This is a genomic window from Streptomyces sp. NPDC045695, from assembly GCF_056432025.1.
Genome location: NZ_JBWKJU010000002.1, coordinates 538,738 through 551,951 on the forward strand (window position 1 = coordinate 538,738; position 13,214 = coordinate 551,951).

Sequence of the window (13,214 nt, forward strand, 5' to 3'; positions counted from 1 at the left end):
TTGGGTACGGAGGCCACTCGCGCGTTGGCGGAGCCGGACGGGGTGGTTCGAGTCGCGGGGACCGGCCGGGCGGAACGGTGCCTTGCGGCGTGACTTCGCGGCGGGAGCCGGTCGGCCGGGGCCGGGCCGTGCGGGGTGACTCCGGGGGCGGTAGCCAGTCGAAGCGGACGGGGCCGTGCGGGGTGACTGCGGGGGGCGGCAGCCGGTCGGCCGGAGCCGAGACCGTGCGCAGCGGCTTCCACCTAGGAACCGGTCGGCCGTGAACAGGCCGGGCGGGGCGCCACAGGGGCGGGAGCCGGTCGAAACCGGGACGGGACCATGCGCAGCGGCTTCGGGGCCGGGAGCCGGTCGGCCGGGGCCGAGAGCATACGCAGGCTTCGGGCCAGGAACCGGTCGGCCGTGGACGGGCGGTGCGGGGTGGCGGCGGGGGCCCGAGCTGGTCGGCCGGGGCCGAGACCGTGCGGAGCGGCTGCGGGGGTGGGGCCGGTCGGGCGGGACGGGGCCGTGCGGGGCCGCAACCGGTCGGGCGGGGCCGAGACGTGCGGGATGGCTTCGGGGCACGGCCACTCGTGCAGTGACGGGGCCGTGCGCGGTGTCTTCGAGTCACCGGGGCCCGTTGGCGGACCGGGACCGTCCGCAGTGGCTTCGAATCGCTGGGCCCGTAGGGCGGACCGGGCCGTGCTGGGGGGCTGCGGGCCAGGGGGCCCGTAGGGCGGACCGGAGCCGTGCGGGGTGGCTTCGGGTCGCGCGGCCAGTCGTGCGGCATCACCCCGCCCAACCGGCCCCGCCCCCGCAGTCCCCGCACCACCGATCCCGCCCACCGGCCCTGGCTTTCAACCGGCTTACCAGCTGCCCGGCCCGCCCGGCCCGCCCAGCCCGCGCGGCTGACCGGCCCTGCCTCAGGAGAGGGCGACCACCGCGCGGGACATGCCCAGGACCTTCTGGCCCGCGCTCATGGCCGTCAGGTCGACGCGGACGCGGTTGTCGTCCAGCTTGGCCGCGACCTTGGCGGTGACCTCGATCAGGCCGCCCTGGTCGTCGTTCGGGACCACGACGGGCTTGGTGAAGCGCACGCCGTACTCGACCACCGCACCCGGGTCGCCCACCCAGTCGGTGACCACCCGGATCGCCTCGGCCATGGTGAACATGCCGTGCGCGATGACGTCCGGCAGTCCGACCTCCTTGGCGAACTTCTCGTTCCAGTGGATCGGGTTGAAGTCGCCCGAGGCACCCGCGTACTGGACGAGCGTGGCGCGCGTCACGGGGAAGGATCCCGCCGGCAGCTCGGTACCGACCTCGACGTCGGCGTACTGGATCTTCGATGCCATGTCAGGCCTCCTCGGGGGCGCGGGAGACGAGCTTCGTCCACGCCGTCACCACGTGCTCGCCGGTCTCGTCGTGGACCTCGCCGCGGATGTCGATGATGTCGTTGCCCGCGAGCGACTTCACGGCCTCGATGGTGGAGGTCACTGACAGACGGTCACCGGCCCGCACCGGCCGCGAGTACGCGAACTTCTGGTCCCCGTGCACGACACGGCTGTAGTCCAGCCCCAGCTGCGGGTCCTCGATGACCTGGCCGGCCGCCTTGAAAGTGATGGCAAACACAAAAGTCGGCGGAGCGATCACGTCCGAGTAGCCGTACGACTTGGCGGCTTCTGCGTCGGTGTAGACGGGATTGGCGTCACCCACCGCAACCGCGAATTCGCGGATCTTCTCGCGGCCGACCTCGTACGGCTCGGTGGGCGGGTAGCTCCGCCCCACGAAGGACTGGTCGAGAGCCATGACTCACTACCTCCTGATGAAGGGACACGAAAGACACAAGAACAAAGACGGGCGGACCCGGAGACGGAAACGACACAAGGCCGCCCCCCAATGAAGGGGACGACCTCATGACGGTGCCTGTTATTCGAGACTTCGCTGGGATCAGCGGGTCTCGCGGTGCGCGGTGTGCGAGTTGCAGCGCGGGCAGTGCTTCTTCATCTCAAGACGGTCCGGGTTGTTACGCCGGTTCTTCTTGGTGATGTAGTTCCGCTCCTTGCACTCCACGCAGGCCAGCGTGATCTTCGGGCGGACGTCGGTGGCAGCCACGTGAGTGCTCCTTGACGGAAATTGGGACGGATGAACGCATACAAGAGTAGCCGACCGGGAGACCGACCCCGCAATCGGCTACTGTGTGTAGCGGCGACCGGACTTGAACCGGTGACACAGCGATTATGAGCCGCTTGCTCTACCGACTGAGCTACGCCGCTTTGATGTGATCGACTCCCCACCCGAGGGTGGGGAACCTCTCTCACCAGAGCCCCAATGCGGAATCGAACCGCAGACCTTCTCCTTACCATGGAGACGCTCTACCGACTGAGCTATTGGGGCGAGCGATGAAGACATTACACGGTTGCCCGCCGATCGCCCAAATCCTTTGGGAGGACAGGGCTCCGAGGGGGTTCGGGCGCTCTTCTCGATCAGCCCACCGGCCCCTCCCGACCCACTTCTCGGCCAGATTGTGTGCGGGCTCACACCCTTCACGCCCCCCGTGCGCGCCGCTCGGTGCCTTTTGGGGGCCGTGGGGCGCACGCCCGGGCGCACGCCGGGTGCGCACCACACCGGTACGACTATTGCGCTCTTCCGTGAAGCGGGGTGCGCCGCGCCCTAGGCTCTGAGCACGCTGCGTGATCTTGGGCCGCGGGCCGCGGCCACGGGCCCAGGAACCGCCCGAGCCACCGCAGGAGCGCGATGTCCGACAGCCAGCCGCAGCAGCCGTTCCACTCCCCCCATGGCGTCAACGGCAACGCGGTCGCAGCCGAGGCCACCACCCTGCTGCTCACCGGGGCCCGCCTCACCGACGGCCGCACCGTCGACGTCCGACTCGGCGGCGGCCGGATCCAGGCTGTCGGCACCACGGGCAGCCTTCCCTCCCCGGCCCTGTCCCGGGTGGACCTGAGCGGCTATCTGCTCCTGCCCGCCCCCGCCGAGCCGCACGCCCACGGGGACACCGCCCTGACCGCGGACGGCGAGGGCCCCGTCTCGTACACCCCCGACGAGGTCCAGCGCCGGGCCACCGAGGCCGCCCTCCTCCAGCTCGGGCACGGCGCCACCGCCGTGCGCTCGCACGTACGGATCGGCGACGTGCACGGCCTCGGCCCCCTGGAGGCCGTGCTCCAGGCCCGCCGCTCCCTGCGCGGGCTGACCGACCTGACCTCCGTGGCCGTGCCCCGGCTGCTGACCGGGGTGGCCGGCGCGGACGGGCTCGCCATGCTGCGGGACGCGGTCAAGATGGGCGCCTCCGTGATCGGCGGCTGCCCCGACCTGGACCCCGACCCCACGGGCTTCCTCGAAGCCGTTCTGGAACTCGCCGACGAGCACGGCTGCCCCGTGGACCTGCACACGGACGGCGACGACCCCGGCCGCCTCTCCCGGCTCGCGGCGATGGCCGGCGGGCTGCGCCCAGGGGTCACCGTCGGCCCCTGCGGCGGCCTGTCCCGCCTGCCCCTCGACGTGGCCACCCGCGCCGCCGACCAGCTGGCCGCGGCCGGCGTACGGGTGACCTGCCTGCCCCAGGGCGACTGCGCGGCCCTGGAGCGCCGGGGCCTGCGCACCGCGCCCGTGCGCCTGCTGCGGGCCGCCGGCGTCCGGGTCACGGCCGGCAGCGGGGCGCTGAGGGACGCCGGGAACCCGGTCGGCCGCGGCGACCCGCTGGAGGCCGCGTACCTGCTGGCCTCCCAGGGCGGGATGCGACCCGGCGAGGCCTACGAGTCGGTCAGCGCCTGCGCCCGCGAGGCCATGGGCCTGCCGCAGGTGCGGGTGGAGGCCGGTTTCCCGGCGGAGCTCCTCGCCGTACGCGGGGACCGGATCGCGGGCGTGCTGTCGCTCGCGTACAGCCGGATCGTGATCCACCGCGGGCGGGTGGTAGCCCGTACGAGTGCCGTGCGGGAGTACTGCGACTCCGCGGTCGCGGTGGCTCTGGACCTGCCCCGGCAGGGCCGTACGGAGGCGGGCCCCTGAACGTTCGCCGTGCGTTCGCGGGCGGCGGCGCCCGGCTCGTCGTACGGTCGGATCATGCGCATCGTCATCGCGGGTGGACACGGTCAGATCGCGCTGCGGCTGGAGCGCCTGCTCGCCGCGCGCGGGTACGAGGTCGCGGGCATCATCCGCGACCCGGCACAGGGCAACGACCTCAGGGCGGCGGGCGCCGAGCCGGTGCTGTGCGACCTGGAGTCGGCCTCGGTGGAACACGTGGCGGGGATCCTGCAGGGCGCGGACGTGGCGGTGTTCGCGGCCGGCGCCGGTCCCGGCAGCGGCATCGAGCGCAAGGAGACCGTGGACCGGGACGCGGCGGTGCTCTTCGCCGACGCCGCCGAACGCGCCCGAGTGCGCCGCTTCCTGATGGTCTCTTCGATGGGCGCGGACGCGCACCACGAAGGCGACGAGGTCTTCGACGCCTACCTGCGGGCGAAGGGCGAGGCCGACGACCACGTCCGCACCCGGCTGGGCCTGGAGTGGACGATCCTGCGCCCCGCCTCGCTCATCGACGACGCCGGGACGGGCCTGGTCCGACTGGAGGCGCGGACGGGCCACGGGGTGGTCCCGCGCGACGACGTCGCGGCGGTGCTGGCCGAGCTGATCGAGACCCCGGCGACGGCGGGCCTGACCCTGGAGCTGACCTCCGGTTCGACGCCGGTGCAGGTGGCCGTCAAGGACGTGGCGGGCAACTGACGGACCGTCGCGCGCCACGTCCGGCGGTTCAGAACTCGGCGTTCACCTTGTCGTCGGACCGTCCGACCGAATCCTGCTGGTACTGGTTCTCGTAGGCCTGCCGGATCCGCTCGATGCGCACGCTGCGCTCGCCGGCTTCCTTCTCCGGGTACAGCAGGACCACCTCGTACGAGGTCTCGCGGATGGCCTTGCCGTCCTTGCCGCGCCACTGGCCGTAGCCGTCGTGGACGGTCAGCCCCTCGGGGAAGGACGGGGTGATCTCCCGGTCCAGGAACCGCATGAAATCCGGCTTCGTGATCGGGCCCCGCCCGTCGGGGCGTTCGGTGCCGAAGTACAGCCGGGTCTCCTGGTACGGCTTCCCCACGTCCGTATGGAGCGTCGCTCCCATCAGAGCCGGAATCCCCACCCCGAGCAGGGCGACGAGCACCCCGCCGCCGATCTTCCCCCGTGCGTCAGATGTCCACTTCACCCCAGGTGAACGACCGGGATCCCCCGACGTTGCGGTCCGTAACGGGCCCGGTTTGTCACCGGCCCGGTTGCCCACCGGCCGGTTCGCCGGAGTACCTGGAGCTGACGCATGCGAGAAGACCCCCGCACCGCGTTTCCGCAGTCCGGGGGTCTCACATCGCGTGGCGGCGCCAGGGTTCGAACCTGGGTAGGCTGAGCCGGCAGATTTACAGTCTGCTCCCTTTGGCCACTCGGGCACACCGCCATGATCGCTGCCATTTTTCCGCCTTGCGGCGGCGCTCCCTGGCAACGACGTAAACGATACCTGATGACCGGGGGTGGTTCGCCACCGGATTGATCAGCACCGGGGGCGGGTGCGGTGGCTAGGCTTTGCGGAGCGGGCCGGGGTTGTCCGGCCGCGCCCTCCGGGGCGATCACAACCGACATCAAGGAGCCACAGCACATGGCCGACTCCAGTTTCGACATCGTCTCGAAGGTCGAGCGGCAGGAGGTCGACAACGCCCTCAACCAGGCCGCCAAGGAGCTCTCGCAGCGCTACGACTTCAAGGGCACCGGCGCCACGATCGCCTGGTCCGGCGAGAAGATCCTGATGGAGGCGAACTCCGAGGAGCGCGTCAAGGCCGTCCTCGACGTGTTCGAGACGAAGCTGGTCAAGCGCGGGATCTCGCTCAAGGCGCTGGACGCCGGCGAGCCGCAGCTGTCCGGCAAGGAGTACAAGATCTTCGCCACGATCGAGGAAGGCATCTCCCAGGAGAACGCCAAGAAGGTCGCGAAGATCATCCGGGACGAGGGTCCCAAGGGCGTCAAGGCCCAGGTCCAGGGCGAGGAGCTGCGCGTCAGCTCCAAGAGCCGCGACGACCTCCAGGAGGTCCAGGCGCTGCTCAAGGGCAAGGACCTGGACTTCGCGATCCAGTTCGTGAACTACCGCTGACCCAGGTCCCCGACCTGCCACCACGCCGGCCCGGCGGTCTTCACCGACCGCCGGGCCGCGGCGGTTACCGGGGTGCGGGGCGTGTGCGGCGCACGCGCCACTGCGGGCTTCCGTGAACACTTGGGCCGCGATGAGTGCGCCCACCACGCTGGGTGGCATCACATCACCGCGTGGCAGGGGTTCTCGCATGCCTGGGGCCGGCACGTTTCCGCGATGACTTCGGGGCATCCGTCGTCGTCGCACTGGTCGCGTTGCCCCTGTGCGAGGGGGGGGCGGCCGCCTCCGGGGTGCCGGCCGAGCCGGGGATCGTCACCGGGGTGGTGGGCGGGCTGGTGCCCGGGGCGCTCGTCGGCGTGGCCGGCGCCACCGCCGTGGCCGCCCTGCTGCGGCTGCCCGTCGAGAAGGTGCGGGTGACGGGGGTGCTGGCGTCCGGGTCGTGGGCAGCGCCCAGCTTCCTGCGGCTGCCCAAGCTGCTCGACGCGCTGGACGCACTGCCGCACGGGCATCCGGTGCGGCTCGATCCGGGCGGGCTGCGCCACCTCGGCCACGCCTGTCTCACCGCCCTGGAGGGATGGGAGCGCAAGCGGACGCCTCTTCCCGGCCGGGAAGGCGTCATCTAGCCGGGCTATCCTCCGCCCGTGGAAAACCAGTTGAAGCGCACCCTGGGGGTCCGCGACGCCGTCGTCGTCGGGCTCGGCGCGATGGTCGGCGCCGGTATCTTCGCGGCCCTCGCCCCGGCGGCGCGCGCGGCGGGCGGGGCGCTCCTCGCCGCTCTGGCCCTGGCGGCCCTCGTGGCCTACTGCAACGCGCACTCCTCGGCGCGGCTGGCCGCCCGGTACCCGTCCTCCGGCGGCACTTACGTCTACGGGCGCGAACGGCTCGGGCCCTTCTGGGGATATCTGGCCGGCTGGGGGTTCGTGATCGGCAAGACCGCGTCGTGCGCGGCGATGGCCCTCACCGTGGGGGCCTACGTCTGGCCGGGCCAACAGCACGCCGTGGCCGTCGCGGCGGTGGTGGCGCTGACCGCCGCGAGCTACGGCGGGGTGCAGAAGTCCGCCCGGATCGGCCGGGTGATCGTGGCGGCGGTACTGGCGGTGCTGGCCGGGGTCGTCGTGGTGTGCCTGTCCTCCGGCGCGGCCGAGGCGGGACGGCTGGGCGGCTTCCACTGGGACGCCGTCGGCCTGTTGCAGGGCGCGGGTCTGCTGTTCTTCGCTTTCGCCGGCTACGCGCGGATCACGACCCTGGGCGAGGAGGTGCGGGACCCGGAGCGGACGATCCCGCGGGCGGTGCCGCTCGCGCTCGGGATCGCCCTGCTGGTGTACGCCGCGGTGGCGGTGGCGGCGTTGTCGGTGCTCGGCGCCGACGGGCTGGCGCAGTCGTCGGCGCCGCTGGCCGACGCGGTTCGGGCGGCCGGCCGGCCCGAACTGGCCCCGGTCGTCCGGGTGGGCGCGGCGCTGGCCGCGCTGGGCTCGCTCCTGGCCCTCGTACTCGGGGTTTCGCGGACCACGCTGGCGATGGCCCGGGACGGCCATCTCCCGCGCGCGCTGGCCGCCGTACATCCCCGGCATCGGGTGCCGCATCACGCGGAGCTGGCCGTGGGTGCGGTCGTGGCGGTGCTCGCGGCGACCGCCGATCTGCGGGGCGCGATCGGGTTCTCCTCTTTCGGGGTGCTCGTCTACTACGCGATCGCGAACGCCTCCGCGTGGACTCTCGATGCAGCTGTCAAGGGTCGGGCCGTGGCAGTGGTCGGACTGTCCGGCTGTGTGGTCCTGGCCGTCACCCTGCCCCTCGCCTCGACGGTCGCGGGGGCGGCCGTACTGGCCCTGGGCGCGGTGGTCTACGGGGTGCGGGGCCGGTTCAGGTCCGGGATCTGAACTCGGGCCAGGGCGCCAGCTCCAGGTCACACTCCTCCCCCAGGGCGGACTCCTCGCAGAACCAGGCCGTGCCGTCGAGCCAGCCGCGCAGCCAGCCCGCCAGGCTCGGGCTGTCGATGGACCAGGCGAGGTCGGGCTCCCCGGGATTCGGGTCGAACAGCAGGACCTGGGCCGTCTCGGAGCGGCAGTCGACGCAGGCGTACATGGCGCAGCCGAGGTCGGCTACCGGCAGCACCCCCTCGGGCCAGCGCCAGCCGGAGGTCCGCTGCGTCTCGTAGGTCCGCACGGCCTGACGCAGCGGCAGCACCCCGTACTCCGGGCCGAATCCGCCGTCGCCGACCTGGGTGTAGAGCGCGGCGAGCAGCGGCGGCAGGGCGAAGCCGAGTATGCGCTCGGCCCGGGCGAGCTCCCGGGTGCCCAGCGGCGCGGGCGAGGGCTTTCCCGGTCCCTGCGCGGAGTTGCGCACGCGGCCTGCGACTTGCTCCAGCAACTGCTCGTTCTCGTTCATGCCTTCATGGTGACGCAGCCCACTGACAGCCCGCCCGGCCTGTGGATAAGTCCGTCAGCGAGAGGCGAACGGGGCGTCCGTCGGGACGATTTCGCGGCCCAGCGGGAGCAGGGAGAGCGGGACCATCTTGAAGTTGGCGATGCCGAACGGGATGCCGATGATCGTGACGCACAGCGCGATGCCGGTGAAGATGTGGCCCAGGGCGAGCCACCAGCCCGCCAGGACCAGCCACAGGACGTTGCCGATGGCGGATCCCGCGCCCGCGTCGCGGCGCTCGACCGTGGTGTAGCCGAAGGGCCACAAGGCGTAGACGGCGATGCGGAAGGCGGCGACGCCGAAGGGGATTCCGATGATGGTGACGCAGAGCAGCACGCCTGCGAGGACGTAGCCGAGGAACAGCCAGATGCCGCTGAGGATGAGCCAAATGACGTTCAGGATTGTCTTCACTGCCGGCGGCCTGCCATCTGTTCGAGCCGGGCGATGCGCTCGGCCATAGGGGGGTGTGTCGAGAACATCTTGGACAATCCTTCGCCCGGGCGGAAGGGATTGGCGATCATCATGTGGCTCGCCGTCTCCAGCCGCGGCTCCGGCGGCAGCGGAAGCTGCTTGGTGCCCGCGTCCAGCTTGCGCAGGGCGCTGGCCAGGGCGAGTGGGTCTCCGGTGAGCTGCGCGCCCGACGCGTCGGCCTCGTACTCCCGCGAGCGGCTGATGGCCAGCTGGATCACGGAGGCGGCGAGCGGGCCCAGGATCATGATCAGCAGCATGCCGAAGAGGCCCGGTCCCTCGTCGTCGTTCGAGCGGCCGACCGGGATCAGCCAGGCGAAGTTCACCAGGAACATGATCACGGAGGCGAGGGCTCCGGCGACCGACGAGATCAGGATGTCGCGGTTGTAGACGTGGCTGAGCTCGTGACCGATGACCCCGCGCAGCTCGCGTTCGTCGAGTATCCGAAGGATTCCCTCGGTGCAGCAGACCGCGGCGTTGCGCGGATTGCGGCCGGTGGCGAAGGCGTTGGGTGCCTCGGTGGGTGAGATGTAGAGGCGCGGCATGGGCTGGCGCGCGGACGTGGAGAGCTCGCGCACCATGCGGTAGAGCTGCGGGGCCTCGAACTCGCTGACGGGGCGGGCGCGCATCGCGCGTAGAGCCAGCTTGTCGCTGTTCCAGTACGCGTAGGCGTTCGTCCCGAGGGCGATGAGGACGGCGACGATCAGGCCGCCCCGTCCGAAGAAGCTTCCGATGACGATGATGAGTGCGGACAGCCCGCCGAGGAGTACGGCGGTCTTCAGCCCGTTGTGCCGGCGGTGCACGGTACGCCCTCCTAGTGGTGCGGCAGGGGAACCCGTCCAGGATCTGAAGATCTGAGGGTCTACGGTCCAGTGGACCCTTCCTTCCTGGTCAACGCGAGGTGGCGGCGTCTGGTTCCCAGGGCGCGCCGGAGCGGCCGCCCGCCGCCGCCCCTGCGGGAGGGGCGGCGGGGCCGCGACGGGCGTTGCTCCGTACGGGTGGGGGGTAGGGCCTGCGGGCCGCGCGGAGCCTCGTAGGGCTCGGCGTGCGCGCTATTGCGCGAAGAGGGTGCCCGAGGCCACGCGCAGGGCCAGCTGCGGGGCGCCCGAGAGGACGAGCGCCGTGATCGCGGTCAGGACGATGGCCGCCGTCACCGGCCAGGGGGCCCTCGTACGGGCCTCGGCGCCCTCGGGGGCCTCGGCGCCCTCCGGGCCCTCGGGGCCCTCGGCGCCCTCCGGGACGCGGAACAGCAGCGCCGTCCAGCGCAGGTAGTAGTAGAGGGCGATGACGACGTTGACCGCCATGACCACGGCGAGCCAGCCCAGGCCCGCGTCGACCGCGGACCGGAAGACCGTGACCTTGGCGAAGAGGCCGATGATGCCCGGCGGCAGACCGGCCAGGCAGAGCAGGAAGAAGGCCAGCGAGAGGGCGGCCAGGGGGCGCTCGGCGTACAGGCCGCGGTAGTCGCTGATCCGGTGGAGCGGCTTCGTACGGGCGACGAGCGCGGCCACGGCGAAGGCGCCGAGGTTCACGGCGGCGTACATGAGGGCGTAGGCGACGGTGGAGCCGATCTGGTCGCGCTCGGAGTACGCGGCGGCGGCGATGGGGACCAGCAGGTAGCCGGCCTGGCCCACCGAGGACCACGCGAGCAGCCGTACGGCGCTGTTCGCCCGGTCGGCGGACTGGCGCAGCGCGGCGGCGTTGCCCAGGGTCATGGTGAGCGCGGCGAGGACGGCGAGGGCCGGGCCCCAGACCTCGGAGTACGCCGGGAAGGCAATCACGGTGACGAGGATGAGGCCGGTGAAGCCGACGGCCTTGCCGATCACCGAGAGGTAGCCGGCGATGGGCAGGGGGGCGCCGACGTAGGTGTCGGGGACCCAGAAGTGGAAGGGCACCGCCGCGGTCTTGAAGGCGAAGCCGACGAGGGTGAGCGCGACACCGGCCATGGCGACGGTGTCGAGCTGGCCGGGGACGTCTTCGAGCCGGGCGGCGACCTGGGTCAGGTGCAGGGAGCCGGTCGCGGCGTAGACGAAGCTGACGCCCATCAGCGATACGGCGGTGGCCGTGACGGAGGAGAGGAAGAACTTCAGGGCGGCCTCGGAGGAGAGCCGGTCGCCGCGTCGCATGCCGACCAGGGCGAAGGCGGGCAGCGAGGCCACTTCGAGGGCGACGATCAGGGTGGCGAGGTCGCGGGAGGCGGGCAGCAGGGCCGCGCCGGCGGCGGAGGAGAGCAGCAGGAACCAGTACTCGCCGGCCGGCATGCGCGTGTCGCGGACGGCGGTGACCGACAGCAGGGCCGTGACCAGGGCGCCGCCCAGCACCAGGAACTGGATCACGAGCGCGAAGTGGTCGGCGGCGTAGCTGCAGGCGGACGGGTCGCCGGTGAGGCAGAAGGTGGTGCGGTCGCCGGCGCGCAGCGGCAGCAGGCTCGCGGTCGCGGCGGCCAGGCCGGCCACCGAGATCCAGCCGAGGACCGGCTTGCGGCGCTCGGCCACGAAGAGGTCGGCGACGAGCACGGCCAGGCCGACGGCCGCGGTGATGACGACCGGCGCGAGGGCGAGCCAGTCGACGCTCTGGACGAGGCTGGGGGCCTCGGCGGCGAGGCCGGCGGACCGGTCGGTGGCGAGACCGGCTGCGAGGACCGTCAGGGCCGTCATGACTTGCCTCCTGCGAGGAGCTTCTGGACGGCCGGGTCGGTGAGGCCGAGGAGGACCGCGGGCCACAGGCCGGCGAGGACGGTGAGGGCGACGAGCGGGGTCCAGGCGGCGAACTCGTAGCGCTGGACGTCCGCGAGGGCTGCCGGGGCGGCGCTCTCGGCCTTGGGGTCCCCCATGCAGACGCGCCGTACGACGATCAGGAGGTAGGCGGCGGTGAGCAGGGTGCCGAACGCGCCGACGGCCATGAACGTGAGGAAGGCCGGGCGGGACAGGCCCTCGGCCGGGTCGAAGGCGCCGAAGAGGGCCAGCATCTCGCCCCAGAAGCCCGCCAGTCCGGGGAGGCCGAGCGAGGCGACGGCGGCGAAGGCGAGGTACGCGCCGAGGCGGGGGGCGCGGCCGTAGAGGGCGGCGCCGGTGGCTCCGGCGAGGGTGTCGAGGTCGGCGGTGCCGTAGCGGTCCTTGAGGGCGCCGACCAGGAAGAAGAGCAGCCCCGTGATCAGGCCGTGGGCGATGTTGGCGAAGAGCGCCCCGTTGACGCCGGTGGGGGTCATGCTCGCGATGCCGAGGAGGACGAAGCCCATGTGGCCGACGGAGGAGTACGCGATGAGGCGCTTGAGGTCGCCCTTGTTGCCCTTGCGGGCCAGCGCGAGGCAGGCGAGCGATCCGTACACGATGCCGACGGCCGCGAAGGCGCCCAGGTAGGGGGCGAAGGTCTGCATGCCGTCGGGGGTGACGGGGAGCAGGATGCGGACGAACCCGTACGTGCCCATCTTGAGCAGGACGCCGGCCAGCAGGACGGAGCCGACGGTGGGCGCGGCGGTGTGGGCGTCGGGCAGCCAGCTGTGCAGGGGCCACATCGGGGTCTTCACGGCGAGGCCGATGCCGATGGCGAGAACGGCCAGCAGCTGGGTGGTGTGGCTCAGTCCGCGGCCGTTGTCAGTGGCGAGTGCCACCATGTCGAAAGTGCCGCTTTTCAGTCCGATCAGCAGCAGACCGAGCAGCATGACCACGGATCCGAGGAGGGTGTAGAGGATGAACTTCCAGGCGGCGGCCTGCCGCTGAGCACCGCCCCAGCGGGCGATGAGGAAGTACATCGGGATGAGGACCATCTCGAAGGCGAGGAAGAAGAGCAGCAGGTCGAGGACGGCGAAGGTCGCCAGGGTGCCGGACTCGAGGACGAGCAGCAGGGCGACGAAGGCCTTCGGGGAGGGGCCCGCCGGGAGCTTGAAGTAGCTGTAGAGCGCGCAGAGGAAGAACAGCAGCGCGGTCATCAGGAGGAGGGGGAGCGAGATGCCGTCGACGCCGAGGTGGATCCGGACGTTCAGCGCCTGGATCCAGCTGATGTCCGTCGTCGCCTGGAAGCGGGACGGGGCGTCGTGGTCGAAGCCCAGGGTGAGGGCGATGGCCGCGGCGAGGATCACGCCGGTCACGGTCACGCCGTGGCGGAGCACGGCCTGTTCGGGGCTGCGGCCCTTGAGGCCGGGCGGGGCCGGCAGGAGGGCCGCGGCCGCGCCGAGGAGCGGTGCGGCCACGATGAACGCCAGAAGGAACTGCATCACGGA

Annotated in this window: 14 protein-coding genes and 3 tRNA genes; 5 read left to right on the forward strand and 12 right to left on the reverse strand. The window is 72.0% G+C overall.

The window, feature by feature from the left end:
- Positions 1–899 precede the first annotated feature (899 nt).
- From AC07DU_RS05620 to AC07DU_RS05640, 5 genes are all read right to left on the reverse strand, one after another.
- A complete protein-coding gene (locus AC07DU_RS05620) occupies positions 900–1,328 on the reverse strand; it encodes a MaoC family dehydratase (RefSeq protein ID WP_360890893.1) in 429 nt (142 codons plus the stop codon).
- A gap of 1 nt (position 1,329) precedes the next feature.
- Entirely contained in the window at positions 1,330–1,782 is a 453-nt protein-coding gene (locus tag AC07DU_RS05625) for a MaoC family dehydratase N-terminal domain-containing protein (RefSeq protein ID WP_361941219.1), read from the reverse strand.
- 141 nt (positions 1,783–1,923) lie between these two features.
- Positions 1,924–2,088 carry a 50S ribosomal protein L33 gene (rpmG, locus tag AC07DU_RS05630; protein ID WP_003956487.1) on the reverse strand — a complete coding sequence of 55 codons (165 nt, stop codon included), beginning with the start codon at positions 2,086–2,088 and terminating at the stop codon, positions 1,924–1,926.
- An 88-nt stretch (positions 2,089–2,176) separates the two neighbouring features.
- A tRNA-Met gene (locus AC07DU_RS05635) sits at positions 2,177–2,249 on the reverse strand.
- A gap of 48 nt (positions 2,250–2,297) precedes the next feature.
- Positions 2,298–2,370, reverse strand: a tRNA-Thr gene (locus tag AC07DU_RS05640).
- A gap of 360 nt (positions 2,371–2,730) precedes the next feature.
- Between AC07DU_RS05640 and AC07DU_RS05645 the strand changes: the two genes are divergently transcribed.
- Complete coding sequence (locus AC07DU_RS05645) at positions 2,731–3,999, forward strand: amidohydrolase family protein (RefSeq protein ID WP_360890888.1); 1,269 nt, start codon at positions 2,731–2,733, stop codon at positions 3,997–3,999.
- Positions 4,000–4,053: 54 nt separating this feature from the next.
- On the forward strand, positions 4,054–4,710 hold the full coding sequence (locus tag AC07DU_RS05650) for an SDR family oxidoreductase (RefSeq protein WP_479026266.1): 657 nt from the start codon (positions 4,054–4,056) through the stop codon (positions 4,708–4,710).
- A gap of 28 nt (positions 4,711–4,738) precedes the next feature.
- Here AC07DU_RS05650 and AC07DU_RS05655 read toward each other — a convergent pair whose 3' ends face one another.
- Together AC07DU_RS05655 and AC07DU_RS05660 are read right to left on the reverse strand one after the other, a co-directional pair.
- The gene (locus tag AC07DU_RS05655) at positions 4,739–5,179 is read right to left on the reverse strand and encodes a DUF3574 domain-containing protein (protein WP_479026263.1); all 441 of its coding nucleotides are present in this window, start codon (positions 5,177–5,179) and stop codon (positions 4,739–4,741) included.
- Between the two features lie 161 nt (positions 5,180–5,340).
- Positions 5,341–5,422, reverse strand: a tRNA-Tyr gene (locus AC07DU_RS05660).
- 198 nt (positions 5,423–5,620) lie between these two features.
- On the opposite strand from AC07DU_RS05660, the gene AC07DU_RS05665 reads away from it, so the two are divergent.
- The 3 genes from AC07DU_RS05665 to AC07DU_RS05675 all read left to right on the forward strand — a co-directional run bounded on the left by AC07DU_RS05665 (position 5,621) and on the right by AC07DU_RS05675 (position 7,983).
- On the forward strand, positions 5,621–6,109 hold the full coding sequence (locus AC07DU_RS05665) for a YajQ family cyclic di-GMP-binding protein (protein ID WP_030009008.1): 489 nt from the start codon (positions 5,621–5,623) through the stop codon (positions 6,107–6,109).
- Between the two features lie 170 nt (positions 6,110–6,279).
- Positions 6,280–6,729 carry a hypothetical protein gene (locus AC07DU_RS05670; protein WP_479109723.1) on the forward strand — a complete coding sequence of 150 codons (450 nt, stop codon included), beginning with the start codon at positions 6,280–6,282 and terminating at the stop codon, positions 6,727–6,729.
- An 18-nt stretch (positions 6,730–6,747) separates the two neighbouring features.
- Positions 6,748–7,983 carry an APC family permease gene (locus AC07DU_RS05675; protein WP_479109725.1) on the forward strand — a complete coding sequence of 412 codons (1,236 nt, stop codon included), beginning with the start codon at positions 6,748–6,750 and terminating at the stop codon, positions 7,981–7,983.
- Here the strand turns inward: AC07DU_RS05675 and AC07DU_RS05680 are convergent.
- The 5 genes from AC07DU_RS05680 to AC07DU_RS05700 form a co-directional block, all read right to left on the reverse strand.
- Positions 7,967–8,491, reverse strand: a complete 525-nt coding sequence (locus AC07DU_RS05680; RefSeq protein WP_479109727.1) for an SMI1/KNR4 family protein — start codon at positions 8,489–8,491, stop codon at positions 7,967–7,969. The genes AC07DU_RS05675 and AC07DU_RS05680 overlap by 17 nt on opposite strands.
- Positions 8,492–8,545: 54 nt before the next feature.
- Complete coding sequence (locus tag AC07DU_RS05685; protein ID WP_360890873.1) at positions 8,546–8,938, reverse strand: YccF domain-containing protein; 393 nt, start codon at positions 8,936–8,938, stop codon at positions 8,546–8,548.
- A complete protein-coding gene (gene htpX, locus AC07DU_RS05690; RefSeq protein WP_360890870.1) occupies positions 8,935–9,798 on the reverse strand; it encodes a zinc metalloprotease HtpX in 864 nt (287 codons plus the stop codon). The genes AC07DU_RS05685 and htpX overlap by 4 nt, the downstream gene beginning before the upstream one ends.
- Before the next feature lie 249 nt (positions 9,799–10,047).
- Positions 10,048–11,652, reverse strand: a complete 1,605-nt coding sequence (locus AC07DU_RS05695) for an NADH-quinone oxidoreductase subunit N (RefSeq protein ID WP_479109729.1) — start codon at positions 11,650–11,652, stop codon at positions 10,048–10,050.
- Positions 11,649–13,208: a complex I subunit 4 family protein gene (locus tag AC07DU_RS05700; protein ID WP_479027118.1), complete on the reverse strand. Its 1,560-nt coding sequence runs from the start codon at positions 13,206–13,208 to the stop codon at positions 11,649–11,651. The genes AC07DU_RS05695 and AC07DU_RS05700 overlap by 4 nt, the downstream gene beginning before the upstream one ends.
- Between the last annotated feature and the right edge of the window lie 6 nt (positions 13,209–13,214).